Below are 25684 nucleotides of genomic sequence, written 5' to 3'. Positions count from 1 at the left end.
CTGTTAAGACACTTCCCCTTAACATAGGCGTTACAGCGGGATTAGCTTGGCAAACCCCAGCACTAGCCACTTAACGCCCTCGCCTTCAAAGCTCACTTGTACTCTGGCGCGTGCGCCTTCGCCTTCGGCATTAAGAATAATGCCTTCACCGAAGACGGCGTGGCCAACACGTTGGCCCACATGCAGGGCAGGTAAATCGCCATCGCTTTCAACACGCTGCTGCGCAAAACTGGTGCGGCCGGCGGTTACCGGGCGTGAGATATGGCCGCGCAGGCGAACCTCTTCTAGCAGGTGCGGCGGTAATTCACGCAAGAAGCGCGAGGGACGCGGAAACACCTCTTTGCCGTGTAAGCGGCGAGTTTCTGCGTGGGTCAGGTAGAGTTTCTGCATAGCACGGGTAACGCCCACGTAGCAGAGCCTGCGCTCCTCTTCCAAACGCCCCGGCTCTTCGAGCGACATTTTATGCGGGAACAGACCCTCCTCCACACCGGCAATAAATACCACCGGAAACTCGAGGCCTTTGGCAGAGTGAAGCGTCATTAACTGTACGCTATCTTCAAACTCTTCAGCTTCATGGTCGCCTGCGTTAAGCGCCGCCTCGGAAAGAAATGCCTCCAGAGCGGCCATGCCTTCGCCCGCCTCGGGCGTTTCAAACGCATCACCCTGGGTAAAGGCTCGGGCAGCAGTGACCAGTTCTTCGAGGTTTTCGACCCGCGCCTGGCCTTTCTCTCCGCGCTCACTCTTATGGTGCTCAATCAGGCCCGTGTGCTCGGTGACGTGATCGATAATTTCGTAAAGGGTTAAGCCTGCCGCGTCGTTATCCAACTGCTCTATCAGGTTGGCAAACGTCTGTACCGCGTTGGCCGCACGGCCCTTTAACGTACCGTCCTGAAGGGCATCATGCAGTGCCTGCCAAAGTGAAATACTCTGTTCGCGCGCGCGCAGGCGCAGAATTTCCACGGTACGCGTGCCAATGCCGCGGGTCGGTACGTTGATCACACGCTCAAGCGAGGCGTCGTCATCGCGATTGAGCAGTAAGCGTAAATAGGCGAGGGCGTTCTTGATTTCCAGACGCTCGTAGAAGCGGTGGCCTCCGTAAATACGGTAAGGCATGCCTTGACGAATCAGCGTCTCTTCCAGCAGTCGCGACTGAGCATTGGAGCGGTAGAGAATCGCAATATCACGGCGGTTAACGCCTTCATCGACCTTCTCTTTGATAGTGTCGACGATATAACGTGCCTCCTCCAGGTCGTTAAACCCGGCGTAGACAGAAATAGGCTCGCCCTCGATACCATCGGTCCACAGGTTCTTGCCCAGCCGGTCACTGTTGTGACTGATCAGCGCATTGGCAGCATCCAGAATGGCACTGGTTGAACGGTAGTTCTGCTCAAGGCGCACCGTCTGCGTTTGTGGGAATTCCTCCTCAAACCGGCGAATATTCTCGACCTTGGCGCCGCGCCAGCCATAAATGGATTGGTCATCATCGCCCACTGCGGTCATGGGGGTTTGCATGCCGCTCAGCAGCTTTAGCCAGGCATACTGCAAGGTGTTGGTGTCCTGAAACTCATCCACCAATATGTGCCCAAAGCGCTCACGATAATGATTCAAAAGCGCCGGGTTATCCCGCAGAAGCTCAAGACTTCTAAGCAGTAGTTCTCCGAAATCCACCAGCCCGCCGCGTTCACAGGTTAATTGATAGCGCTCGTAAAGCTCTACCATTTGCGCCATGTAGGCATCGCCATCAACGTTCACCTGATGCGGGCGTAAGCCCTCTTCCTTGCAGCTTGAGATGAATCCCTGAACCTGACGCGGCGGAAAGCGCTCATCGTCAATGGCGTAATCCTTGAGCAGCCGCTTCACCAGCCGGAGCTGGTCATCGGAGTCAATGATCTGGAAGTTTTGCGGTAGCCGAGCGTCTTGCCAATGGGTTCGAAGCAAGCGGTGAGCAATAGAGTGGAACGTGCCTACCCAAACATGGCGCAAGGAGATTCCCTGCAGGGCTTCAAGACGCGTGCGCATCTCGCGGGCAGCCTTGTTGGTAAAGGTGACTGCCAGTAGCGCATAGGGCGACAGGCCCTCTGCCTGCATCAGCCAGGCAATTCGGTGAACAAGTACCCGAGTTTTACCGGAGCCTGCACCGGCCAGCACGAGAAGATTACCCTGAGGAGCGCTGACTGCCTCACGCTGGGCTGTGTTGAGCTGATCGAGTATCGCCGTGACGTCGTCCATAAAAGCCGCTGCCGGATCGAAAAGGGGCGGGTAGTTTAGCACAGCAGGTGAACTGTCTGTGCATACAGGCGTTAGCGTACGACGATTTAGTTGTCTTCAGGGTAGCGCAGGGTATTCAGGCTTTTCTTCACCGATTTAAGCTGCTCAGCCAGCTTGGGGCCGCGGGTTTTGGCAACGCCCACGGCGAGCACATCAATCAACACCAGGTGGGCGATGCGAGAGCTGAGCGGCGTGTAGATCTCGGTATCTTCGTGAACATCAATATACAGTGGCAGGCTGACCTCTTCTGCCAAGGGGGAACCGCTGGGGCACAGGCCAATCACTGTAGCGCCCGCTTCACGGGCCAGGCGCACGCTGGCGACCAATGCTTTGGTCCGGCCCGTTTGAGAAATAGCCACCACCACATCACCCTCTTTAAGGGTCACCGCCGACATGTTCTGCATGTGCGGGTCCGCATAGGCCGATGTAGATATCTGTAAACGGAAAAATTTGTGCTGTGCATCAAACGCGACAGCGCCTGAGGCGCCAAAGCCGTAAAACTCCACCCGATTGGCCATCGCCAGCGCATTAACCGCTTGGCCCAGCGCGTCGTTATCGAGCCGGTCACGTACCGAAAGCAGAGTGCCGACCGTGGAGTCAAAAATACTGTGTGAGAACTCAGCAACGGAGTCACTGTCGTTCATTGAGAACTGCGCGAATTGGCTGCCAGACGCCAGCATTTGCGCTAACTGCAGTTTAAAATCCTGAAAGCCATTGCAGCCCAGGGCGCGACAGAAGCGCACCACGGTAGGCTCGCTAACGTTGGCTTCGGTGGCGAGGTCAACGATCCGCATGTGGATAACCTCGTCAGGATTACGCAGTACAAAGCGTGCCACTTTTTGTTCGGAGCGGCGAAAGTGCTCCATGCGGCGTCTCATCTCATCGAACAGGGCGCGACTCACGTTCAGCTCCTCGATTATCCAGTGCGCGCGTTTTGCACTGCGCGCTTTGCTGTATTTGTCAGCATTTGCCACAGTATGCCTGAGTGATGGCATAAAAGGGCAGTGAAACGATGTTTAGGCATGCGTTTAAAAGGCGTTAACGCATTTCGCCAAGTTTCGTCATCATACTGTCAAGTAAGGTATAGTAAGAAGTGAAGTGTCGCACTGCATCATTCAACAGTCGCCACAGATGCAGGTGGACGAAGACATATTCACCTGGAGGCACGTCGATCATGAAAAACGTCGAACGAATTACCTCGGTCAAAAGCGAGTTGCTGGATATTTTTATGGGCATGGAAGTGGATGAGCATGCTCAGCGCCAGCGTAGCGCCGCACAACGCAATTTACGGGCTCGCCGAGGAATTGAACTGCATCGGGAGTTTCAGAAGCTATACCGGGATATCGCCCCCCTGCCAGACGATGACGAACGGCAAGAGAGCGAGTTGCACTAACGGCATGTAGCTCGGTGTTTAAGCAGTACCCACATGGTGCTGCCCTGCCAAGCGGCAGGGCGTAGGCATCGCTAGATCAAGCCGGTCAGGAATACGATAATCACACCGATTGGCGCCACGTACTTGGCGAGTAGATTCCACAAGGTGAAATCGTAGATATCTAACCGTAGCTCCTTGCGCGCTTCTTCTTTGTCCAAACAGAGCGAGAAGAAGATAATCGCGCCTAGGCCCGTCAGCGGCAGCAAAATCTTGCTGGTGAAGGTGTCGAGGAAGTCAAAAATGTTGAGGCCGAATAACAGTACCTCGGACCACACATTAAATGACAGCAGCGCCGCCACACCGAGTACCCACACCGCAATACCGCTCGCCAGTGTCGATCCTACCCGGCTCAAGGGCGTGCGCTCTTCGATTGTTTCAACGACCGGTTCCAGCAGCGAGATAGCCGACGTAATTGCGGCAAACGTCAGCAGCAGGAAGAACATCAAACCGAGAATAGTGCCGCCCGCCATGTTGCCAAAGGCCAGAGGCAGCGTTACGAAGATGAGTCCCGGGCCTTCACTTGCGCTCAGCCCGTTGGCGAACACAATGGGGAAGATCGCAAGGCCTGCCAGCAGGGCAATGACCGTATCCAGGATAATAACGGTGCGCGCTGTGCTAATCAGGTTAACGTCTTCGCCCAGGTAAGAGCCATACGCCATCATGATGCCCATACCCAGTGATAGGGTGAAGAAGGCTTGGCCCATCGCCGCTAGTACGACACCACCGTCCAGTGCATCCCAGTCAGGGCTGAACATGAACGCAAGTGCTTCACCGAAGGAGCCGCTTGTTACGCCATAGCCGACCAGAATCAAAAGAAGCACGACCAGCGCAGGCATCAGAAGTCGTGAAGCGGCTTCAAGCCCCTTGGTCACACCACGCGCCACGATACCAATAACCAGCACCATGAACGCAGTGTGCCAAATCAGAAGCGTTGTAGGGCTACCCAGCAGGTCGCCAAAAATAGCCCCGACGGCATCAGCATCCTGGCCATTAAACGTCCCGATCACCGACCCCAGCGTGTAATTGAGTGACCAGCCGCCGATAACACTATAAAAAGATAGAATTAAAAAGGCCGCCAGAACGCCACTAATACCGATAGTTGCCCAAGCCCTGGAGCGTCCGTGACGCGTGGCAAGGTCGGACATGGTGTTAATCGGGTTTTTCTGGCCCCGGCGACCAATCATCCATTCCGCTACCAGAATGGGCAGGCCAACCAGCGTTACGCATGCAAGATAGACCAGAACAAAAGCAGCGCCGCCGCTTTCACCGGTCATATATGAGAAGCGCCAGATATTCCCTAAGCCTACCGCTGAACCGGCAGCGGCAAGCACAAAGCCCATACGCGATGACCATTGTGCATGTGCAAGTTTTGCCATACATCACCTACTGTTAGTTGAATTGTAATAAGCCGCTATGCGCCCCATTTACGCATGTTCGAAAAGCACAGACGGCTCTGCACTTTTCAAAGAGTATGCGCAATTTATCCGATCAAGAGGCCCCGTGCCAGTTAGGTTAAATTAATATTAGCTTAAAACAACAGGTTTTGTGCCTCACCTGGAAAGTCGCTAAGCGGGGGTAGGTCAGCAAGCTCGCCAAGCGCATTGTATAGCTGACGTGCCATCTCGGGAGACTCGTGATTATCAGCAGTATGCACAAATAAGAAAGGGGTTTTCCCCTGACTTATCCACAGGTTGAGGCGGGCTTTCCAAGGGGCGAAGTAGTGCGTATTAATCGTTTTGTCAATATGGCCAATAAAGCGAATGACCGGAAAATTACCTGTGGAAAGCACGTGTAACGGGAGTTTCGGCTTTTCCTGCTGAGCATGGGCAAGCCCCGCGTGGCCGTCAGCCGGGGTTGAAAAAACAGGGCGTACATCCAGCATGACACGGTTGGCACAATAAGTTATCAACAATTGGTTAAGGGCTTTTTCAGCTGCGCCTTTGTGGAAAAAAACAGGATGACGAACTTCAACCGCGCATGGTAAGTGAGCGGGCCAGGCAGCCAGTAAGGCCTCTAGCTTTGGTAGCTCATCCGCTCCAAAATCACGCGGTAGTTGAACCATGGTAGGGCCAAGACGATCATGCAAGGGTTCAAGTGCGGCTAAAAAGTCCCAGACATCATCCAAATGGGTAAGCCGCTGGTCATGGGTGATACTGGCAGGTAATTTAAAACAGAAGCGAAAATGAGCAGGTGCCTGGCGTGCCCAGGCGGCAACGGTCTCGGCCTTGGGCGCGCCGCTATAAAAGGTCGTATTGCCTTCCACGCTTGAAAATACGCTAGCATAGTCGCTGAGCAGATCTGTCTTGGCGTGGCGGGCATACAGGCTGCCCTGCCAATCCTGGTTGGCCCACATGGGGAGGCCTAGGTAGAGGGGGAGGGTCATACGCCAACGAGCCTGCTGCATTTATAAAGCGTACTAATGTAGCATGAAGAGATGTTTTAACGCCGCCGTATAACGGGCCGATAGCCCTCAATAACAGACAAGGAAAACCAATGCCGACTACGCCACGTGTCCTGGTGCTCCATGGCCCTAATCTTAATTTGCTGGGTGCTCGGCAACCGGAAATCTACGGTGCTGCAACGCTTGATGACGTCAACAGTCTGTTAATTGAAAAGGCGACGACTGCGGAGTGGAAAATTGACTGCCTGCAGAGCAATCATGAAGGCGTGCTGATTGATGCCATTCATGCGGCAAGACTGGACGGGACCCTGGCGATCATTATCAATCCAGCCGCCTACACGCATACCTCTGTCGCTATTCTGGATGCACTCAATGCTTTCGATGGGCGAGTCATTGAAGTGCATATTTCCAACGTGCATAAGCGCGAGAGTTTCCGCCATCACTCGTATATTTCGCTGCGCGCCGACGGCGTTATTGCGGGGCTAGGCATACAGGGATACTTGGCGGCAATGGATGCTGTCGTGAATGGCGTTTGTTAAGCGAGTTTGTTGGCTGGTGCTATCGCAGCCAGTCTTGGGTGGGCGTTTTAACCGGGAATGTGTGCATGCTTTGGAAGGTCGTGATCAGTGTAAAAACAGATAGCGAGCCTGTCATACCGCTGGGTATGACAGGGAACGTTATTGATCCTACCAAAATGATCTGCAGACTCACGTCCTCGCTTGTTGGCCAGCTTTTACCTAACACTCAATGGCATTAACTGCCAAACCGCCCTTGGACGTTTCCTTGTACTTGTCCAACATGTCTTTGCCGGTATCACGCATGGTGCGGATAACTTTATCTAAAGAGATAAAGTGAGTGCCGTCGCCGCGCAGGGCCATTTGTGCGGCGTTAATCGCCTTGACGGTGGCGATGGCGTTGCGCTCGATGCAAGGCACCTGAACCAGGCCGCCTACCGGGTCACAGGTTAGGCCAAGATTATGCTCAAGCCCGATTTCGGCGGCATTTTCGACCTGCTCAGGCGTAGCGCCCATCACCTCGGCCAGACCAGCAGCTGCCATCGCGCAGGCCGAGCCCACTTCGCCCTGGCAGCCCACTTCGGCGCCGGATATTGAGGCGTTCTTTTTGCACAGAATACCGATGGCACCGGCGGCGAGCAGGAAATCCACAACGTTGCGGTCACTGGAGCCCGCCTGGAACTTCATGTAGTAGTGCAGCACGGCGGGAATAATACCCGCTGCCCCGTTGGTTGGGGCCGTCACCATGCGCCCTCCCGCAGCGTTCTCTTCGTTCACCGCCAGTGCAAAGATGTTGACCCACTCCATGGCGGAAAAGGTTGTGGCGATCAGGCAGTCGTTCTGCTCGGCCGCCTGCAGGCGCTGATGCAGCTGCCTTGCCCGGCGTTTGACGTTAAGCCCACCGGGTAGAATGCCTTCGTGGGTTAGGCCGTTATCGATGCACTCGCACATGACCTGCCAGATGCGCCACAGCTCGTCTCTTACTTCCTGCTCGCCGCGCCAGGTTTTCTCGTTCTCCATCATCAGGCGGCTGATGCTCATGCCTTCACGCTTACAGATGGCGAGTAGTTCTTCGGCGGAGTTAAAGTCGAAGGGGATCTTGGCGGTGTCCATGTCTTCAAGCTTGGCATCCACCTGGTTTTGGTCAACCACAAAACCGCCGCCTACCGAGTAGTACGTGTTGGCGGTCAGTAGGCTGCCATCTTCGGCAAAGGCGCAAAGTTTCATGGCGTTCGGGTGATGGGGCAGGCTCTCTTCATGAAAGATAATGTCCTGGTCCCATTCAAACGTGACATCTTTCTGGCGCCCCAGCGATAGGCTACGCGTCTCTTTCAACGCCGCAATCGTGGTGTTGATAATCGAAGGATCGATGGTGTCCGGGCGTTCGCCCAACAAGCCCATGATAATGGCATGGTCGGTTCCATGGCCGATACCCGTGGCGGAAAGCGAGCCATACAGATGCACTTCCAGGCGGCTCACCTGGTCGAGCAACTGGCTATCGCGCAGAACGGCCGAAAACTTGAAGGCCGCCATCATGGGGCCGACCGTGTGTGAGCTGGAGGGGCCGACGCCAATTTTGAAAAGGTCGAAGACACTAATAGGCATGGAAGACCTCTGAATGGGAAATAAAAAGTCGACTCACCCAACGTTGGACAGGGGAATCGCGAATTAATGCCGCGTAACCTGGTCCTGGCGTCGATTAATGAGCAGACTTGATGATTGTTCTGTGGATGAAAGGAGTAGCGTCAAGCAAGCGCGGCTAGTTGCCAAATACCACCGTGCGCCCATTGTGCAGAAAGACTCGCCGCTCAAGGTGATAGCCAATAGCGCGGGCGAGCGTCAGACACTCTATATCGCGCCCTTTGGCGACCAGGTCCTCAGGGTAGTGTGCATGATCAACTGGCTCCACTCCTTGAGCAATAATCGGCCCCTCGTCGAGGTCGTTATTAATGTAGTGCGCCGTAGCGCCTACCAGCTTAACGCCTTTTTCGTAGGCCTGGTGGTAGGGCTTGGCACCTTTGAAGCCCGGTAGTAGTGAGTGGTGAATGTTGATGGCTCGCCCGCTCAAAAGCTCGCACATGCTCGGTGACAATACCTGCATGTAGCGCGCCAGAATTACTAGCTCCGCCCCCGTATTCTCAATAATATCGAGTACCTGGGCCTCCTGTTCTGCCTTGGTCTCGGGCGTGATAGGCAGATGATAGTAAGGCAGATCATGCCAGCTCGCTAAGGGCTCAAGATCCGGGTGATTGGAGATAATCGCCTTGATATCCAGTGGCAACTGCCCGGTACGGTAGCGGTAGAGCAGGTCGTTTAAGCAGTGATCTGCCTTGGATACCAGAATGACTGCACCCGTGCGCTTGGCCGGAGGGGTCAGTTCAAACGTCATGTCGAAATCGGTGGCGCGCGGCAGAAAATTTTCCTGAAACGCCTGCTCATCAAACGCTTCTCGCTCGGGACGAAACTCCGCTCGAATAAAAAAGCGTTCACCCAACCGGTCATCAAATGAGCTCAGTTCGGTGATATAGCAGTGCTGCTCTTTTAAAAAGCGGGTCACCACATCGACCGTGCCCAGAATGCTGGGGCATTGGGCGGCAAGTATCCAGGTATCCGTCATTCGGCTCATGGCGCTTCTCTTTCATCAGCTTGATCAGCAGTCAGGGCAGGCCGGTGGTGCCGGCCTGCCGGCTTATTATTGTGTGTCGATACCATATTCCGCCGAGGCGTCGAGCAGCCAACGGTAGCAGTAGTCGGCAAAGCTGCGGCGCACCACCAATTCCCAGTGTGTCTCGGAAGGGCGGCGCAAAACCACGGTGGCCTTGGCAAACACGGTGGTTACCCCCTTGCCCACGGTAAATGTGCTGGGATGTACGTCATAGGAGATCGACTTCATCAGCACCTCGCGGGCATTGTCGCCGCTAAGCGTTAGCACTGTCTGGCCGCCGCTTGCATTGACGATGCTCACGTGGGCATCGCCCAAGGCCTGGCGCAGCGCACTTTCTAGCGCGCACTCTTCGCCGCCCGGCACAATCACTAGCCATTCGTCGGGCGAGAGCCACTGGATTGTGCGCTCGCCGCTATCGTCGTGTTCCAGGGCATTGGGCTTGGCCGGTAGGCTCATGCCAAGCGTGGCGCGAACCGCTTCATCGAGCACGATGGCCCCGCCGCGCAGCACCAGGTGGCCCAGCAGTGCTTTTTCACGCAGGACAACGCCTGCCTGACCATTAGTGCGGGGCACCGGGTGCTGCTGGTAGCTCCACGCCAGAGGAGATTCGACCTGCGGATTGCCGTCGGGCACGGTGTTGAACTCGCAAACGTTAGGTACACTCGCGTTAGACATGCTGGCGCTCTCCTTTCGGGTCGATGAAGACAGGGCTTACGATTTCAGCTTCATGCACTGTGCCATCGGTCATGGGAATATAGACGGTCTGCCCCATTCGCTCGTGACCACCCATTACCACGGCAAGGGCGAAGCCGTGTTTGAGCGAGGCGCTGTAGTAACTCGACGTTACGTGCCCCTTCATGTCCATAGGGATCGACTGCTTGCCGTCAAAGACGACCTGGGCGCCTTCCTCCAGTACCACGCTTGGGTCTTTGGGTTTCAGGCCGACAAACTGCTTGCGGTCCGTACGGCGGGTGTCGGGGCGTGACAGGGCGCGCTTGCCGATCCACGGGAAGGGCTTGTCGTAGCCGATCGCCCAGCGCATTCCAAGGTCTTCCGGCGTCACCGAACCGTCGGTATCCTGGCCGACAATGATCAGGCCTTTTTCCGCACGCAGGACGTGCATGGTTTCGGTACCGTAAGGCGTCAGGTTGTACTTTTTACCGTGCTCGAAAAGCTTCTTCCAGACGTGCATGGCGTAGTTGGCTTGCACGTTGATCTCGAACGCCAGCTCGCCGGTGAACGAAATGCGGAAGATGCGCGCGGGCACCTCGGCGACCGTGGCATCGCGCCAATCCATGAACTTGAAGTTCTCTTTATCAAGATTCATGTCGGTCAGCTCGGACAAAAGCTTGCGGGCGTCCGGGCCGGTCACGGTCATGGTTGCCCAGTGGTCGGTCACCGAGTTGAAGTAGACCTGAAGCTCCGGCCACTCGGTCTGGTGCCACAGCTCCAGCCACTCGAGTACGCCTGCCGCGCCGCCGGTGGTGGTGGTCATCAGGAAGTGGTTATCACCCAGGCAACTGGTGGTACCATCATCCATCAGCATGCCGTCGTCTTTACACATCAGGCCGTAACGCACGCGGCCAGGGGCGAGCTGGGCCCACTTGTTGGTATAGACGCGACCCAGGAACTCGCGGGCATCCGGGCCTTGAATATCAATCTTGCCAAGCGTCGAGGCATCCAGAATGCCCACGCCTTCGCGCACCGCCAAGCACTCGCGGTTGACTGCATCGTGCATGGTTTCTTTCTTGCCATTCACGGTGCGAGGGAAGTACCACGGGCGTTTCCACTGGCCGACATCCTCGAACTCGGCTCCGTTTTCCACGTGCCACTGGTGCAGCGCGGTGTAGCGCTCAGGGTCAAACAGCTCGCCGCAGTGACGGCCAACGATGGCGCCAAAGGTCACCGGCGTATAGTTGGGCCGGAACACGGTGGTGCCTACTTCGGGAATCGAGCGTTTCAGGCAGCGTGCAGCAATCGCCATGCCGTTGATGTTGCCAAGCTTCCCTTGGTCGGTACCAAAGCCCAGCGCGGTGTAGCGCTTGACGTGCTCAATGGATTCAAAGCCTTCGCGGGTGGCAAGCTCAATACCCGCCGCGGTGACATCGTTTTGCAGGTCAACAAACTGCTTGGGCGCGCGTAGGGCGCTCTTTTCATGCGGCACTTGATAAAGCGCGCAGGAAGGCGCATCACGCCGCGCTCGCGTGGCGGGCAGGGCAGCTTCCTCGGCGCTGTTAAAGCCGCACTCCAGCGCTGCCTGACACCCAATGCGAGCGCCATCGGCAAGCGTTTCGCCGAGGGCATAATAGCCCGCCACGCCGCCAGCCGACTGCATGCCCTTGACCGTGCCGGGCACAAAACCTAATAACTCTTCGTCCCATGCCGGGCGTGTGCCGGTGTGTGAGGAGAGGTGGATCACCGGGCTATAGCCGCCGGAGGTGGCGATGGTATCGCACTCAAGCTCTTCGGCTTTGCCGGTCACCACGAAACGCTCAAGATCAACGGCCGAGACGCGTGCGCCGGTAACACGCTGATTACCGCGTGCTTCGATGACGGCACTGCCAGTGATCACGCGAATACCGCTGTCGCGTGCCTGGCGAACCAGGTCGCCATCAGGGTTGGCGCGGGCATCGACAATGGCGACGACCTTACGTCCGGCTTCTTTCCAGTCGAGAGCTGCGCGGTAAGCGTGGTCGTTGCTGGTGGAAAGCACCAGGCTGTTGCCGGGCACCACCGCGTAGCGGCGAATATAGTTGGAAACGGCGCCTGCGAGCATGGTGCCCGGCAAGTCGTTGTTGGCGTACACCAAGGGGCGTTCGTGGGCGCCGCTGGCCAGCACCACTTGGCGGGCGCGCACGCGGTGAAGACGCGCACGTGATTCACCGGGGAAGCCCGCTTCACGGGCGGTATCGGCCATATGCTCGGTACGCCGCTCGTGCAGCGTGACAAAGTTGTGGTCGTGATAGCCGTTGGCGGTGGTGCGTGGCAGCAGCGTCACGTTATCCATCGCGCCAAGCTCTTTTACTGTTTGCTCAACCCAGCGCGTCGCTGAAACGCCATCCAGGGTTTCGCGGCTATCCAGTAGCGAGCCGCCCATCTCTTCCTGTTCATCACACAGGATCACACGCGCACCGGAACGCGCACCGGAACGCGCGGCAGAAAGCGCCGCGGCAAGCCCCGCTGGGCCCGCGCCGATCACCATCACATCGCAGTGGTGATGCATGTGATCATAAATGTCCGGATCGGACTCGGTCGGTGCACGACCTAGCCCCGCGCCCATGCGGATATACTTCTCATAGGTCATCCACATTGAGGCAGGGGCCATAAAGGTCTTGTAGTAGAACCCTGGCGGCATAAAACCACCGCCCAGCTTGCCTACCCAGCTCATTACGTCACGCTGAACGTTGGGCCAACCATTGGTACTGCGCGCCACCAGGCCGTTGTACAGGCCCTGCTGGGTAGCGCGGACGTTGGGCACTTGGGTGTCATCCTTGGCGCCCAACTGAACGACGGCATTGGGCTCTTCGGCACCGGCGGCGACAATGCCGCGAGCGCGTGAATACTTGAAGCTACGGTTGACGATATTCACGCCGTTGGCGAGCAGTGCCGAAGCGAGCGTGTCGCCTTTCAGACCCTGGTAACGCTGGCCGTTAAAGGTGAATTCAAGCACTTGGGAACGATCGACACGCCCGCCGGCATCAATACGATTTTTCTGGGTCATGGCGAGGCCTCCTCATTCAGTGCTTTGTTTTCAGGCCGTGCGCCCACGGTCTGCCAGCCGCCATCGGCCACTTGAACACCTTGTTCGTGACGAACATCGGGCGTTGCCGCCGTAATGCTTGGCTGCTCACCCATGGGGTAGGTTTCGAGAATTTCGTAGGTCACCGTATTGCGGGTGATATTGAAGAACTTGCGACAGCCCACCGAGTGCACCCACATTTCGTGGTGAATACCGCGCGGGTTGTTGCGGAAGAACAGGTAGTCACCCCACTCCTCGTCGCTGGTATTGTCCGGGTCGGAAGGGCGCATCAAGTGGGCCTGGCCGCGAGGGTGGAACTCCTCTTCCTCGCGGTGCTCCTTGCAGTAGGGGCAGAAGATATAAAACATGATGGGCTCTCCTCAGTGCGCCACGCCAGCGGCGCCGTGTTCATCAATCAGCGCACCGGTATTGAAACGGTCGATGGAAAAAGGCGCAGCGATGGGGTGCATTTCACCCTTGGCCAGGCTTGCGGCGAAAACATGCCCGGATCCGGGGGTCGCCTTGAAACCACCGGTGCCCCAGCCACAGTTGAAATACAGACCTTTAACCTTCGTTTTGGACAGGATCGGGCAAGCATCCGGGCAGGTATCGACGATGCCGCCCCACTGGCGGTTCATACGCACCCGAGAGAACATCGGGAACATCTCGACGATGGCCTGAAGGGTGTGCTCAATGGTCGAGTAGCTGCCGCGCTGGCCGTAACCGACGTAGCCGTTGATGCCCGCCCCGATGACCAGGTCGCCCTTGTCGGACTGGCTGATGTAGCCGTGAACGTGGTTGGACATGGTGACGGTATTGAGGACCGGCTTGAGCGGCTCGGACACTAATGCTTGTAGCGGATGGGATTCCAACGGCAGCTTGATGCCCGCCATGTTAGCCAATACGCCGGAGTTGCCCGCCGCCACGCAGCCCACGGTATTGGCTTCGATATCACCGCGGTTGGTGTGGACGCCCAGCACCTTGCCATCGCGAATCTTGAAGCCGGTGACCTCGGTATTTTGCAGAAGATCCACGCCGAGAGCATCGGCACCACGCGCATAGCCCCAGGCCACCGCATCGTGGCGCGCCACGCCGGCACTCTTCTGCCAGGAAGCGCCCATGATCGGGTAGCGGGCACGGCTGGAAATATCCAGTTGAGGCTCGATCTCCTTGATCTGTTGCGGAGTGACTACCTCGCTGTCGATACCGTTCAAACGGTTAGCATGAACGCGGCGCTGAATATCACGCATGTCCTGCAGGGTGTGGCCCAGATTGAGTACACCGCGCTGGGAAAACATCACGTTGTAGTTCAAATCCTGGGAGAGGCCCTTCCACAGATCCAGCGAGTGGTTGTAAAGCCGCCCTGATTCATCCCATAGATAGTTAGAGCGTACGATGGTGGTATTACGTGCGGTGTTGCCGCCGCCCAGCCAGCCCTTTTCAACCACGGCGACATTCTTGATGCCGAACTCTTTCGCCAGGTAGTAAGCAGTGGCTAGTCCGTGACCGCCACCACCGACAATGATGACGTCGTAGCGCTTCTTGGGCTCAGGGTTGCGCCACTGGCGCTCCCAGTTTTCGTGATGTCCAAGCGCATGTTTGACCAGTCCGAAGCCGGAATAACGTTGCATAAAGTTTCTCCTTGATCGGCTCCGCGGAGCCGGCTGGCGGCTATCGTCAGGCGATTGAGGCGCTATCGGCTACGTGCTCACTGGTGGTTTGGGCTTGGCCATATACCGGGTAGTGGGCACACAGGTCGGCGACGTTTTCACGTACCTGGTTTTCTACGTCAGTGGTGTCCTGCTGGTCGGCCAGTACGTCAAGAATGTCGCAAATCCAGCCTGCCAGGTGCTCACAGTCTGCCTCAACCATTCCGCGGGTGGTTACCGCCGGAGTGCCAATGCGCAGGCCCGAGGTAACGAAGGGGCTTTGCGGGTCGTTGGGCACGGTGTTCTTGTTGACCGTGATATGCGCGCGCCCAAGGGCTGCGTCGGCATCTTTACCGGTAATGCCCTGTTTGATCAGCGAGACCAGGAACAGGTGATCGTCGGTACCGCCGGAAACCACATCAAAACCACGCTCAACGAAGATGCGCGCCATCGCACGGGCGTTGGCGATAACCTGACGCTGGTAGTTAACGAAGTCCTGGTTCATGGCCTCTTTGAACGCCACCGCTTTGGCCGCGATCACATGCATCAGCGGGCCGCCCTGCTGGCCGGGGAATACCGCGCCATTGAGCTTCTTGTAAAGCGTCTCGTCGCCATCGGCGGAGAGAATCAGGCCGCCGCGCGGGCCGCGCAGTGTCTTGTGGGTCGTGGTCGTCACGACATGGGCATAGGGCAGCGGGCTCGGGTAGAGACCAGCAGCTACCAGGCCCGCTACGTGGGCCATATCGACCATCAGATAGGCGCCGACTTCATCGGCGATGTTACGGAAACGGCGCCAGTCGACCACGCGTGAATAGGCCGAGAAACCCGCAATGATCATTTTCGGCTTATGCTCTCGCGCCAGCCGCTCTACTTCGTCGTAGTCGATTTCGCCGGTGCCTTCGACCAGGCCGTACTGGATAGCGTTGTAGTGCTTGCCCGAGAAGTTGGGGGCTGCACCGTGGGTCAGGTGGCCGCCGTGGGCCAGGCTCATGCCCAGAATAGTGTCGCCAGGACTTACCAGCGCCATGAATACCGCCGCATTGGCCTGAGCGCCGGAATGGGGCTGTACGTTGGCATAGTTGGCACCAAACAGGCTGCAAGCCCGCTCGATAGCCAGCGCTTCCACCTTGTCGACGAATTCACAGCCGCCGTAATAGCGCTTACCGGGATAGCCTTCGGCGTACTTGTTAGTCAACTGGGTGCCTTGCGCTTCCATCACCAGCTTGCTGGTGTAGTTCTCAGAGGCGATCAGTTCGATGTGGGCTTCTTGACGCGCTGTCTCTTCAGCGATTGCCGAGGCAAGGGCCGTGTCGTAGTTGGCCAAGCGGGCTTCGGGAGAAAAGTTATTGTGAGTCATCTGGGTCTCCAGGCTAGTCGCTTATATTCGGTCTGGGAGTTTGTTAGCGTCAGGAATGGCATCACCATTCACGCTATCGTGCCGCGATAGTATCGCTGGGCTTGCCCCCCAAGATGCTTACCGACGTCACCGCTCGGCGTATTTGCGACATTGACGTGAATTTTTTATGGGCCTTTATAAGGCGTCGCTCATTTATTGCTCGACGTCGTTTATAAGTAATTGCGGGTAGGCCGGGTGCGTCATGCTGCGGCAACAGGCTAATCTTTAATTGGCCTGCTGATCAGGAAGCGTTTCTCGAAAGCGCTTCACATACGCCAGCTCGATTTAAAATAATGATGCCAGCGCAGTTGTTGGAGTGGCCCTTGATAGCGTCCTTGAGACCGCTCTCTGAGAAAACCTCTTGAGACTGCGCCAGCACCCGGAAGAGAGGATTTCGCATGTCCAACAATCGTGGTGTTGTTTATATCGGCGACGGTAAAGTCGAAGTTCAGGATATCGCCTACCCGAAAATGGAAACCCCCCATGGCAAGCCCATTGATCACGGTGTCATTCTGAAAGTAGTGTCCACGAATATTTGCGGCTCCGACCAGCACATGGTACGCGGACGCACCACGGCGCCTACCGGTATGGTGCTGGGGCACGAGATCACTGGTGAGGTGATCGAAAAAGGCAAGGGCGTCGAGTTTCTAAACATTGGCGATATTGTATCCGTTCCCTTCAACGTCGCTTGCGGCCGCTGCCGCACCTGTAAAGAGGGCCACACCGGTCTTTGCCTGCATGTTAACGATGACCGAGCGGGCGGTGCCTACGGCTATGTTGATATGGGTGGCTGGGTGGGCGGTCAGGCGCACTACGTAATGGTGCCCTACGCTGACTTCAACCTGCTCAAGTTCCCGGACCGTGATCAGGCCATGAGCCAGATTCGCGATCTAACCATGTTGAGCGATATTCTTCCGACTGGTTTCCACGGCGCCTTGAAAGCGGGCGTTGGTGCGGGTTCCACCGTGTACGTAGCGGGCGCAGGCCCTGTAGGGCTGGCCGCTGCCGCCTCGGCACGCCTGTTAGGCGCAGCGGTAGTGATGATTGGCGATTTCAACAAGGATCGCCTGGAGCACGCCCGCAAGATGGGCTTTGTACCGATTGATCTAAGCAAGCATGACCGTTTGGGCGAGATGATTGCCGCAGTGGTCGGCGAGCCTAGTGTGGACAGCGCCATTGATGCGGTGGGCTTTGAAGCGATCGGGCATGGCGGTAAAGAGCAGCCGGCAGTGGTGCTTAACCAGATGATGGAAGTCACTCGCGAAGGCGGTTCTATCGGCATTCCTGGTCTATACGTAACGGAAGATCCGGGTGCGACCGAGAAAGCTGCACAAACTGGTAGCCTGAGCCTGCGCTTTGGCCAGGGTTGGGCCAAGGGGCTCTCGTTCCATACCGGCCAGACGCCGGTAGTGCAGTACAACCGCCAGCTGATGCAGGCCATTCTGCACGGGCGTTTGAACATTGCCGAGATCGTTAACGCCCAGGTGATTTCGCTGGAAGATGCGCCAGCAGGTTACGAGCAGTTCGATGCGGGCGTGGCCAGCAAGTTCGTGCTTGATCCGCATGGATTGCTTGGTGTTGCCTGATTAAGCGCTAAAAGAAGCGGGTAACCAACGCTAATAACGCTCATGGCTACGTGCCATGGGCGTTTTTTTGTGTCCGCTTAAGGCGAGTGTACGGCACAAAAAACGGATACCGAGGAGCTCAGTATCCGTTTTGGGGTTGGGCTAGTGTTGTGGATGAATGAGGGGCTACCGCGTTAGAAATCGACCACGAGGTCGCCTTTCGGTTTGCTGCAGCAGGACAGAATGTAGCCCTCTTCAATATCTTCGTCGGTGATACCGCCGTTATGCTCCATTTCCACCTCGCCAGATTTCAGCTCCACTCGGCAGGTGCCGCAGATGCCCATACCGCACGCCTTGGGAATATGCAGCCCCAGCTTGGCGGCTGCGGCGTGAACCGTTTCGCCTGCTTGTATACGTACACTTTTGCCCGACTGGGCAAATTCGATGTTGATCAGATCCTCAGGCTCTGCTAGCTCGGCTTCCACTTCGGCCTGCTCGGCAAGCTCCAGGACGTCTTCCTGAACGTCAACCGGCGTCTCGCCAAACAGCTCTTCATGGTAGTGGTCCATGTTGTAGTTGTTGGCGCGCAAAATCGCTTTGATGGCATTCATATACGGTACGGGGCCGCAACAGAAGATCTCCCGCTCAAGGAAGTCCGGTGCCATTAGCTCAAGCATGGGCTGGGTTAGAAAACCGCGGTAGCCAGCCCATGCCTCACCGATATCTTCTTTCTTCTCGCACACGATATGGAGCTTGAATTCGGGGATGCGCGAGAACATGTGCACCAGCTCGCGATGGAAAATGACATCGCGCGGGGCACGGGCGCTGTGGATGAACTCCACATCGACGTTGGCGTTGGTATCGAAGAGCCAGCGCGTCATCGACATTAGCGGTGTGATGCCTACGCCGCCTGAGAGAAGCAGTACCTTTTCGGCAGGAAAGTCGATGGAGTTGAAGTTGCCCACCGGGCCATGGACCACTAGCTCGTCGCCGACCTTTAAATTGGCATGCAGCCAGTTGGAGACCTGGCCTCCCGGCACCTGTTTGACCGTGATTGAGAAGCTGTAAGGCACAGAGGGAGAGCTTGAAATCGTATAGGAGCGCATAACGGGCTGATTATCGATTTCGAGCTCTAGTGTCACAAATTGGCCCGGCTTGAAGAAGAACATTACCGGCTGTTCAGCCATAAAGCAGAACGTGCGAACGTCCCAGGTTTCCTGAATGATCTTGACGCACCGCACATGGTGGCGGCCGTTGGTCCAGGTTTGGGTCGTGACGGGATTAAAGAAGTTCGTTGTCATCGTCGTCTCAATATGGCCGTGCTATCGCGTTGCCTTCACCGGCCCGTCCTGTCTGCACGGTCCAGCACCATTAACCTGCATTCTGGGTACGCGCTTTATGACCAGCTTGCCTGTTAGCGACACGCACTTACCTTGCGGCACCTTCTGCCTATCAAAAATCTCCGCCCACGTCGTCGCCACGCCACATAGTGTCGTGGGCAGACAATTGAAAGCAAATGGCGTGGACCACAATCCATCAACAAGTAGCAAGCGCTGCGCGCTTCACACAATCGCCAGGTTCAGCAACTTAACAACAACACAATTACGTTTGGTTAATGACTCTGTCGCCACCCTGGGTAAGGGAGGCGGTATTTAAAAGGATATCTGGTATGAACAAGACAATGGATGACACACTCAACGACCCTCTGGCTGCCATGCGTGAAGCGACGGTTGATATGCTACAGTCCCGCGCGCACGCGTTTTCTCTACCCCAACCGTTCTATAACGACGCCCGCTTGTTTGCGCTCGACATGCAGGAAGTCTTTGAAAAAGAGTGGCTATTCGCAGGGATGACCTGCGAGATCCCGGCCAAGGGCAACTTTATGACCTTGGAAATCGGTGATAATCCCGTTGTGATTGTGCGTGGCGGTGAAGGTCAGATTCATGCTTTTCATAACGTATGTCGCCATCGTGGCTCACGGCTGTGCACCAAGGACAAAGGAAAAGTCGCTAAACTGGTATGCCCCTACCATCAGTGGACTTACGAGCTTGACGGTCGCTTGCTGTTTGCCGGAAGCGACATGGGTACGGACTTCGACCTTAACCAGTTCGGGCTGAAGCCGGTTAACGTGCGCACGGCGGGGGGCTTTGTATTTATTAATCTGAGCGATAACCCGCCCGCCATCGACGACCTCCTGGAGACGCTTGAGCACTACCTTGAGCCGTACCAGATGGATAACGTCAAGGTCGCTGTAGAGTCGAGTATTATTGAGCAGGCCAACTGGAAGCTGGTCATCGAGAATAACCGCGAGTGTTATCACTGTAATGGTGCGCACCCAGAGCTTTTGAACTCGCTAATCGAGTTTGACGATACCGAAGACCCGCGCGCGACGGACAAATATAAAGACCTGGTGACCCGCAAGCAGGCCGATTGGAACGGCGAGCAGGTGCCTTGGCGGCTCAAGCGCTTTGACAAGCGTAACCGCCTGACGCGCACACCGCTACTTGATGGCGTGGTGTCCATGACCATGGATGGCAAGCCAGCGTGTAACAAGCTGATGGGCCGGTTGACCAGCCCGGACATGGGCTCGCTGCGCATTCTGCACCTGCCCAACTCCTGGAACCACTTCATGGGCGACCATGCCGTCGTGTTCCGTGTATTGCCGCTTGGCCCGCAGAAAACCATGGTCACGACCAAGTGGCTGGTGCACAAGGACGCGGTAGAGGGCGTGGATTACGACCCGGAAAACATGCGTCGCGTGTGGGACGCCACCAACGATCAGGATCGCCAGCTGGCGGAAGAGAATCAGCGCGGTATCAACTCCAAGGCCTACCAGCCCGGCCCCTATTCACCAACCTACGAGTTTGGCGTCATCGACTTTATTGATTGGTACTCCGAGCGCATGCTCAGCAATCTGGGAAGCGATAGCGTATCGCTGCAGTTGGCGCAGGGCTAACTGCACGCTGATGATGGGCTGGCCCGCTTTGGCGGGCCAGCCTGCGTCTAGCAATTGCCAATCCGTTCATCAACGCATTAATCAATCAGCTCATGCCCTTACTCAAAGGGCAGAAAACGCTCAATAGCGTGGCGTACCGAAGGCAGCAGAATGTCCTTTTGATCGATAAGCTTGCGCACCAACGTTGGCAGCTCGACAATCTCCTGCTTGCGATGGGCCTCAGCGGCGATTTGAGCACATGTATCGGGGTCGGCGTTCTCTGGAATATCGATACCCAGCGCGGTCAGCTGTGCCCGAAAATCATCACCATCAATCAGTTCGACAATCATCATGACGGCATCCTCTCTTGTGTTGGTTGTTGGTCTGTCAGTGTACCTATAAATCGGCCGGCAATAGCGCTGGCAACGCGGCAATAGCTATGCCGGGGTCGGTTTTGAATAACTGCGCAAGTGAGTATCGCCTAAAAATTTAAACGCCCTATCCGCCACCTTGGCGGTTAGCGTACAGAAAAAAATAACAATGAGGATAACCTATGGACCATGATGATCCTGTTTTGACCCCCGGTCAGGATAACAAGCAGGTGATGGGGCTGGATTTCCATAACCCCGTCTTTCCGCTCTCCGCACTCGCCATTCTGCTGTTTATTCTTTATGCGCTGATCTATTCCGATGCTGCGAATACCCAGCTTGGCCTTGCCAAGAACTGGTCGATTGAGCATTTCGACTGGCTGTTCATGATTGCGGGTAATATTTTTGTAGTGTTCTGTCTGGCGCTTATCTGTCTTCCGGTTGGGCGGATACGCTTGGGCGGAAATGATGCCAAGCCGGAATACTCGCGCACCTCCTGGTTCGCCATGCTGTTTGCGGCGGGTATGGGTATCGGGCTGATGTTCTGGAGTGTTGCTGAACCAGTGGCCTACTACACCGATTGGTACGGTACACCCTTGAATATTCCCCCAGGTACACCGGAGGGCGCTAGCGCCGCTATGGGCGCCACCATGTTTCATTGGGGGCTTCATCCATGGGCGATCTATGGCGTTGTCGCGCTATCCTTGGCTTTTTTTACCTACAATAAAGGCTTGCCGCTAACCCTGCGCTCTGCTTTTTACCCGATTTTGGGTGAGCGAACGCGCGGCTGGGCAGGCCATGCCATTGATATTCTTGCCGTATTGGCAACCATCTTTGGCTTGGCAACGTCGCTTGGCTTTGGCGCTACCCAAGCGGCTGGCGGGCTTGCCTATCTTTTCGACATACCCAATACCCTTGGAACGCAGATGGCAATCATCCTGGTGGTTACAGTGATTGCACTGTTTTCGGTATGGCGGGGAATCGACGGCGGCGTCAAGCTGTTCTCGAACATCAATATGGTGGTCGCGGCAGTGCTGCTGCTGTTTGTGGTAATCGCCGGACCGACGCTGATGATTATAACGGGAATTGGCACCACGGCAGTGGACTATGTCAGCCATATCCTGCCGCTTTCGAACTGGATTGGCCGCGATGATGACGTCTGGTATCACGGCTGGACCATCTTCTACTGGGCGTGGTGGATCTCCTGGTCGCCGTTTGTGGGGATGTTTATTGCCCGTGTATCCCGGGGGCGCACGGTACGCGAGTTCCTGATTGCGGTGCTGTTGGTGCCGACGCTGGTCACGCTGGTATGGATGAGCACCTTTGGCGGCGCGGCACTGTTTCAGGCCGAAAATAGCATGGGCGAATTAGCCAACGGCATCAGCGACGTTTCGCTTGCCATGTTCCACATGCTGGAGCTACTGCCGTTCACTGGCATCACCTCGACGCTGGCGATTGTGCTGGTGCTGGTCTTTTTCATTACCTCGGCGGATTCTGGCTCCCTCGTCATCGACAATATCACCGCGGGTGGGAAAACCGATGCGCCCAAGGGGCAGCGGGTGTTCTGGGCCGCGCTTGAAGGTGTCATCGCTGGTGTGCTGCTTTACGGTGGCGGTAGCGCGGCGCTTAGCGCGCTGCAAGCAGGCGCGGTGGCGACAGGGTTACCCTTTACGCTGGTGCTTCTGCTGATGTGTTTCAGCCTTTACAAAGGGCTTCACAAGGAGTGGCGCGAGCTCAATGCGGTGCCCAAAATAGCGCGATAGTCAGGTTTGTTGCTGTACTTTGTTGTTGCCAATAGGGGCGCCATTTCAATGGCGCCCCTATTGGTTAGCGGATATCGTGTCGTGATTCCTGCATGCGTTGCCGCTAATAGCAAAGAGTAGACAGCCAAAGCATTGCACCATGGCTAAACAATATTAATAACCTGACGGCTATTCTCATGATTTACACCATCGCAATACTGCTCAGCCTGGTGGGCTACTTTGTTATCGGGCATCTCGCCGGACGGCGCGTCAAAGGTCTGGATGATTATCTGGTTGCTGGCCGCAATGCTCCCACGTTTTTTATCCTGGGTACGCTGGTAGCAAGCTATCTCAGCACCAGCGCGTTTCTCGGTGAAACGGGTTTTGCCTATCAGGGCTATCCGTTTGTGATGCTGATCTTCGCGGCCGTCAGCACCTCGGGATGCCTGCTGGGTGCGCTGGTGTTTGGGCGTTACCTTCGGCGCAGCGGGGCACGTACCGTGCCGGAATTTTTTGGCAAGCGCTTTGCCTCGCGCCGTGTTCAGGTGATTGCCGGGCTGACCACAATTATCGGCCTTGGCGCGTATCTGTTAGGCGTTATGCAGGGCGCGGGCATCATGTTCTCTGAGCTGACCGGTATGCCGTACTGGGTCGGGTTGGTATTGGTGTGGGCAACGTATACGGGTTTTATTCTCTATTCGGGATCGCCCGGTGTCATGCTCACCGACACCATCATGTTTGTGATCTTCTCGCTGGCAGCCTTGGGCGGTTCGATCTATGTGATTCAAGATTTGGGCGGGTGGAACGGTGTGGTGGAAGGCCTGCTTACCCAAACCGACAAGCCCGGCATTGCGCTATGGCACGGCGTGCTGGAAGGGCCTGAGGCCAACTTCTCCTCGCCTGGCGAGGCGCTTACCTGGGGACTAACACTCGGCCTTGTGTGGGCAGCGGTGCTGGCGGCGAGTCCTTGGCAATCCAGCCGTTACCTGATGGCCCGCAATGAGCACGTGGTAATGCGTTCGGCCATGTTGACGGCAGTGGCGCTGGCCATCTTCTACGCATTGATGATGATGACCGGGGCGGCCATCAATCTTTACGATGCCGGGCTGGACCCGGAGCGCTCCATGATTTGGGTGGCGCTCAACGTGCTGCCAACCTGGCTTGGTGTGGTCATTCTAACGGGCGTCTTTGCGGCGGGGCTATCGTCTTGCTCGACGTTTCTGTCGATCATCGGCTTTAGCCTCTCCAACGATATCCTCTCAGCCTCGCAAGATGAGACGTCGGCCATGCGAAAAAGCCGTATTGCGGTGCTCGCTGCGGGCTTGATAGCACTGCTGCTGGCGCTGTTTCAACCGCCTGCGGTTATGTCAGTGGTATGGTTTGCCGCCACGCTATTTGCCTCTTCCTGGGGGCCGGTTGCTTTGATGAGCATCTGGAGCAAGCGGATTACCGCCGCAGGCGCGGGCTGGGGCTTGGCGGTGGGCTTTGTGGGTAACGTCGCGCTGTCGATGATGATTCAGGCCGAGTGGCTTAGCCTGCCGGTATATTTGCACCCGGTACTGCTAAGCACCTTGATGGCGCTGGTGGCGATTACGCTGGCTTCCAGGTTTACCCATGTCAGCCAGGCCGAGAAAGAGTACCAGACGTTTCTGCATACATTTGATGCTCAGGCCGTCAGTGGCTGGGTGACAGGCACCCGTGTGATTGCCCTGTGCACCATGCTTTCCGGTGGCGCCATCGGGGTATTTCTCTGGCAACAGTACGCGGTCACGTTGGCCGGGTTCGCCGAGCAGTTTAGTGTGCCTGGCAGTGCCGTGCAGGGTGGCTATATGCTGGCGGTCGGCTGCGGGAGCATGTTGCTGATGGCGGGAGCCGTAGGGTTCTGGGTAGTTCGCCCTCGCCAGCAGAGGGCTTCAACTGCGCCGGTGGCCGTGTCACCTGGCCGTTAACACGGCCTGGGCCGTGAGCCTGCGCTCAACTGTTACGCTTAACCGCTCGCCCATGGGTGAGCGGTTATCTTTTTCTGCCAACCGGGAGTCAATATCATGCAGTTAAGTGGTTATCAGCGCGGTCTGTTGATGGTGGTACTGGGGGTGGTGTTTCTCAGTTTCGACGGCCTGCTGATCCGCCTTGCCGATACCGAGGGTTGGACCATCGTCTTCTGGCGCGGCTTTTTGATGTTCTGTGTGCTGGGGCTTGCGTGTTGTCGAGGCAACCGACTGGCCACGCTACGCGTGAACCCTTTTTCATCGCTGGTTTCGGCAATACTGTTGGGGCTGATTTCGGCGCTTTTCGTACTCGCGGTGATGAACGCCAACGTAGCCAACGTGGTGGTGATCCTTAGCACTGCGCCGCTGTTCGCTGCCCTGTTTTCACGGGTGTTTCTCAAAGAGCGTGTCGCTTTGCGCACGCTGGTTGCGATCGCCGTCTGCATGCTGGGCATGAGTTTGGTCTTTATGGGCGAGGGCGCTCACGGCATGCTGGTAGGCAATCTTTATGCGCTGGCGGCGGCAGCGGCGATTGGCGGTAATTTGACGGTGCTGCGCCGCTTTCCGAGCATTGATCGCATCGTGGTGATTGCTGGTGAGGGCTTGCTTTCTGCGGCAATCGCGCTGCCTTTGGCTTCGCCGTTTGCGCTGGATGCCCCGCGCTATGGCGTCCTCGCGGTGATGGGGCTTATTCAGATGCCGCTGGCCACCGTGCTGATCAACAGCGCGACCCGCTATCTGCCGTCGACGGAAGTGGCGTTGTTCTATCTGGTTGAAACCGCGCTGGGTACGCTCTGGGTATGGTGGTTGTTGGGCGAGCAGCCCACGGCCTCAACGCTTGCGGGCGGGGCGGTGGTGATCAGCGTGCTGATGGTACATGCGGGGATTGGCCTGCATTTGGAAAGGCAGCGCCTGCGGCTATACTCGGGCTTTATGGGAAAGTAGTACGTTTGCCGCTCATGAACCTGGACTAAAAAGCCCGCCGAGAAGGCGGGCTGACAGTATCGTTATCGTGAAGCAG

General features: G+C 56.8%; 20 protein-coding genes. 7 read left to right on the top strand and 13 right to left on the bottom strand.

Annotation, left to right across the window (positions count from 1 at the left end; translation table 11 throughout):
* Positions 1-30: 30 nt before the first annotated feature.
* Together uvrD and hexR are read right to left on the bottom strand one after the other, a co-directional pair.
* Complete coding sequence (uvrD, locus tag INT20_RS12350) at positions 31-2229, bottom strand: DNA helicase II (RefSeq protein WP_193056992.1); 2199 nt, start codon at positions 2227-2229, stop codon at positions 31-33.
* A gap of 86 nt (positions 2230-2315) precedes the next feature.
* Positions 2316-3170, bottom strand: a complete 855-nt coding sequence (gene hexR / locus INT20_RS12345; protein ID WP_087111253.1) for a transcriptional regulator HexR — start codon at positions 3168-3170, stop codon at positions 2316-2318.
* A gap of 272 nt (positions 3171-3442) precedes the next feature.
* On the opposite strand from hexR, the gene INT20_RS12340 reads away from it, so the two are divergent.
* Positions 3443-3661, top strand: a complete 219-nt coding sequence (locus tag INT20_RS12340) for a PA3496 family putative envelope integrity protein (protein WP_087110325.1) — start codon at positions 3443-3445, stop codon at positions 3659-3661.
* A gap of 71 nt (positions 3662-3732) precedes the next feature.
* Here the strand turns inward: INT20_RS12340 and INT20_RS12335 are convergent, their stop codons facing one another.
* Together INT20_RS12335 and INT20_RS12330 are read right to left on the bottom strand one after the other, a co-directional pair.
* Positions 3733-5076 (bottom strand): sodium-dependent transporter, encoded by a 1344-nt coding sequence (locus INT20_RS12335; protein WP_193056991.1) that lies wholly within the window; start codon positions 5074-5076, stop codon positions 3733-3735.
* A 152-nt stretch (positions 5077-5228) separates the two neighbouring features.
* The gene (locus INT20_RS12330) at positions 5229-6083 is read right to left on the bottom strand and encodes a DUF72 domain-containing protein (RefSeq protein WP_193056990.1); all 855 of its coding nucleotides are present in this window, start codon (positions 6081-6083) and stop codon (positions 5229-5231) included.
* 110 nt (positions 6084-6193) lie between these two features.
* Here INT20_RS12330 and aroQ point away from each other — a divergent pair, with 110 nt between their 5' ends.
* A complete protein-coding gene (aroQ, locus tag INT20_RS12325) occupies positions 6194-6640 on the top strand; it encodes a type II 3-dehydroquinate dehydratase (RefSeq protein ID WP_193056989.1) in 447 nt (148 codons plus the stop codon).
* Positions 6641-6838: 198 nt separating this feature from the next.
* Here the strand turns inward: aroQ and INT20_RS12320 are convergent, their stop codons facing one another.
* From INT20_RS12320 to glyA, 7 genes are all read right to left on the bottom strand, one after another.
* Complete coding sequence (locus INT20_RS12320; RefSeq protein WP_193056988.1) at positions 6839-8221, bottom strand: L-serine ammonia-lyase; 1383 nt, start codon at positions 8219-8221, stop codon at positions 6839-6841.
* Positions 8222-8375: 154 nt separating this feature from the next.
* Positions 8376-9242 carry a formyltetrahydrofolate deformylase gene (gene purU / locus INT20_RS12315; protein WP_192526863.1) on the bottom strand — a complete coding sequence of 289 codons (867 nt, stop codon included), beginning with the start codon at positions 9240-9242 and terminating at the stop codon, positions 8376-8378.
* A 66-nt stretch (positions 9243-9308) separates the two neighbouring features.
* On the bottom strand, positions 9309-9956 hold the full coding sequence (locus INT20_RS12310; protein WP_192526864.1) for a sarcosine oxidase subunit gamma: 648 nt from the start codon (positions 9954-9956) through the stop codon (positions 9309-9311).
* Positions 9949-13002: a sarcosine oxidase subunit alpha family protein gene (locus tag INT20_RS12305; RefSeq protein WP_192526865.1), complete on the bottom strand. Its 3054-nt coding sequence runs from the start codon at positions 13000-13002 to the stop codon at positions 9949-9951. The genes INT20_RS12310 and INT20_RS12305 overlap by 8 nt, the downstream gene beginning before the upstream one ends.
* A complete protein-coding gene (locus INT20_RS12300) occupies positions 12999-13388 on the bottom strand; it encodes a sarcosine oxidase subunit delta (RefSeq protein WP_192526866.1) in 390 nt (129 codons plus the stop codon). The genes INT20_RS12305 and INT20_RS12300 overlap by 4 nt, the downstream gene beginning before the upstream one ends.
* A 12-nt stretch (positions 13389-13400) precedes the next feature.
* A complete protein-coding gene (locus INT20_RS12295) occupies positions 13401-14651 on the bottom strand; it encodes a sarcosine oxidase subunit beta family protein (protein WP_192526867.1) in 1251 nt (416 codons plus the stop codon).
* 46 nt (positions 14652-14697) lie between these two features.
* Positions 14698-16026 carry a serine hydroxymethyltransferase gene (gene glyA / locus INT20_RS12290; RefSeq protein ID WP_192526868.1) on the bottom strand — a complete coding sequence of 443 codons (1329 nt, stop codon included), beginning with the start codon at positions 16024-16026 and terminating at the stop codon, positions 14698-14700.
* A 437-nt stretch (positions 16027-16463) separates the two neighbouring features.
* On the opposite strand from glyA, the gene fdhA reads away from it, so the two are divergent.
* Positions 16464-17651 carry a formaldehyde dehydrogenase, glutathione-independent gene (fdhA, locus tag INT20_RS12285; RefSeq protein ID WP_192526869.1) on the top strand — a complete coding sequence of 396 codons (1188 nt, stop codon included), beginning with the start codon at positions 16464-16466 and terminating at the stop codon, positions 17649-17651.
* A gap of 173 nt (positions 17652-17824) precedes the next feature.
* Here the strand turns inward: fdhA and INT20_RS12280 are convergent, their stop codons facing one another.
* Positions 17825-18931, bottom strand: coding sequence for a hybrid-cluster NAD(P)-dependent oxidoreductase (locus INT20_RS12280; protein WP_192526870.1), 1107 nt, complete (start codon positions 18929-18931; stop codon positions 17825-17827).
* A 368-nt stretch (positions 18932-19299) separates the two neighbouring features.
* Here INT20_RS12280 and INT20_RS12275 point away from each other — a divergent pair, with 368 nt between their 5' ends.
* On the top strand, positions 19300-20586 hold the full coding sequence (locus INT20_RS12275; RefSeq protein WP_193054061.1) for an aromatic ring-hydroxylating oxygenase subunit alpha: 1287 nt from the start codon (positions 19300-19302) through the stop codon (positions 20584-20586).
* A 98-nt stretch (positions 20587-20684) separates the two neighbouring features.
* On the opposite strand, the gene INT20_RS12270 is transcribed toward INT20_RS12275, so the two are convergent.
* A complete protein-coding gene (locus tag INT20_RS12270; RefSeq protein ID WP_193054060.1) occupies positions 20685-20918 on the bottom strand; it encodes a hypothetical protein in 234 nt (77 codons plus the stop codon).
* Positions 20919-21118: 200 nt separating this feature from the next.
* Between INT20_RS12270 and INT20_RS12265 the strand changes: the two genes are divergently transcribed.
* The 3 genes from INT20_RS12265 to INT20_RS12255 all read left to right on the top strand — a co-directional run bounded on the left by INT20_RS12265 (position 21119) and on the right by INT20_RS12255 (position 25608).
* The gene (locus tag INT20_RS12265) at positions 21119-22696 is read left to right on the top strand and encodes a BCCT family transporter (RefSeq protein WP_193054059.1); all 1578 of its coding nucleotides are present in this window, start codon (positions 21119-21121) and stop codon (positions 22694-22696) included.
* Positions 22697-22872: 176 nt separating this feature from the next.
* Positions 22873-24624 (top strand): sodium:solute symporter family protein, encoded by a 1752-nt coding sequence (locus tag INT20_RS12260; protein ID WP_193054058.1) that lies wholly within the window; start codon positions 22873-22875, stop codon positions 24622-24624.
* Positions 24625-24720: 96 nt separating this feature from the next.
* On the top strand, positions 24721-25608 hold the full coding sequence (locus INT20_RS12255) for a DMT family transporter (RefSeq protein WP_193056987.1): 888 nt from the start codon (positions 24721-24723) through the stop codon (positions 25606-25608).
* The last annotated feature ends 76 nt before the right edge of the window (positions 25609-25684 follow it).

Source organism: Halomonas citrativorans (assembly GCF_014898005.1).
GTDB classification, from domain to species: domain Bacteria; phylum Pseudomonadota; class Gammaproteobacteria; order Pseudomonadales; family Halomonadaceae; genus Vreelandella; species Vreelandella citrativorans.
The sequence above is the reverse complement of the archived record's forward strand: the minus strand, read 5'-3'. Positions and strand labels throughout refer to the sequence as shown.

Coding starts and splice junctions, on each gene's coding strand:
- uvrD (WP_193056992.1), bottom strand. CDS start 2,229: ATGGACGACGTCACGGCGATACTCGATCAGCTCAACACAGCCCAGCGT.
- INT20_RS12340 (WP_087110325.1), top strand. CDS start 3,443: ATGAAAAACGTCGAACGAATTACCTCGGTCAAAAGCGAGTTGCTGGAT.
- INT20_RS12335 (WP_193056991.1), bottom strand. CDS start 5,076: ATGGCAAAACTTGCACATGCACAATGGTCATCGCGTATGGGCTTTGTG.
- INT20_RS12330 (WP_193056990.1), bottom strand. CDS start 6,083: ATGACCCTCCCCCTCTACCTAGGCCTCCCCATGTGGGCCAACCAGGAT.
- aroQ (WP_193056989.1), top strand. CDS start 6,194: ATGCCGACTACGCCACGTGTCCTGGTGCTCCATGGCCCTAATCTTAAT.
- INT20_RS12320 (WP_193056988.1), bottom strand. CDS start 8,221: ATGCCTATTAGTGTCTTCGACCTTTTCAAAATTGGCGTCGGCCCCTCC.
- purU (WP_192526863.1), bottom strand. CDS start 9,242: ATGAGCCGAATGACGGATACCTGGATACTTGCCGCCCAATGCCCCAGC.
- INT20_RS12310 (WP_192526864.1), bottom strand. CDS start 9,956: ATGTCTAACGCGAGTGTACCTAACGTTTGCGAGTTCAACACCGTGCCC.
- INT20_RS12305 (WP_192526865.1), bottom strand. CDS start 13,002: ATGACCCAGAAAAATCGTATTGATGCCGGCGGGCGTGTCGATCGTTCC.
- INT20_RS12300 (WP_192526866.1), bottom strand. CDS start 13,388: ATGTTTTATATCTTCTGCCCCTACTGCAAGGAGCACCGCGAGGAAGAG.
- INT20_RS12295 (WP_192526867.1), bottom strand. CDS start 14,651: ATGCAACGTTATTCCGGCTTCGGACTGGTCAAACATGCGCTTGGACAT.
- glyA (WP_192526868.1), bottom strand. CDS start 16,026: ATGACTCACAATAACTTTTCTCCCGAAGCCCGCTTGGCCAACTACGAC.
- fdhA (WP_192526869.1), top strand. CDS start 16,464: ATGTCCAACAATCGTGGTGTTGTTTATATCGGCGACGGTAAAGTCGAA.
- INT20_RS12280 (WP_192526870.1), bottom strand. CDS start 18,931: ATGACAACGAACTTCTTTAATCCCGTCACGACCCAAACCTGGACCAAC.
- INT20_RS12275 (WP_193054061.1), top strand. CDS start 19,300: ATGAACAAGACAATGGATGACACACTCAACGACCCTCTGGCTGCCATG.
- INT20_RS12270 (WP_193054060.1), bottom strand. CDS start 20,918: ATGATGATTGTCGAACTGATTGATGGTGATGATTTTCGGGCACAGCTG.
- INT20_RS12265 (WP_193054059.1), top strand. CDS start 21,119: ATGGACCATGATGATCCTGTTTTGACCCCCGGTCAGGATAACAAGCAG.
- INT20_RS12260 (WP_193054058.1), top strand. CDS start 22,873: ATGATTTACACCATCGCAATACTGCTCAGCCTGGTGGGCTACTTTGTT.
- INT20_RS12255 (WP_193056987.1), top strand. CDS start 24,721: ATGCAGTTAAGTGGTTATCAGCGCGGTCTGTTGATGGTGGTACTGGGG.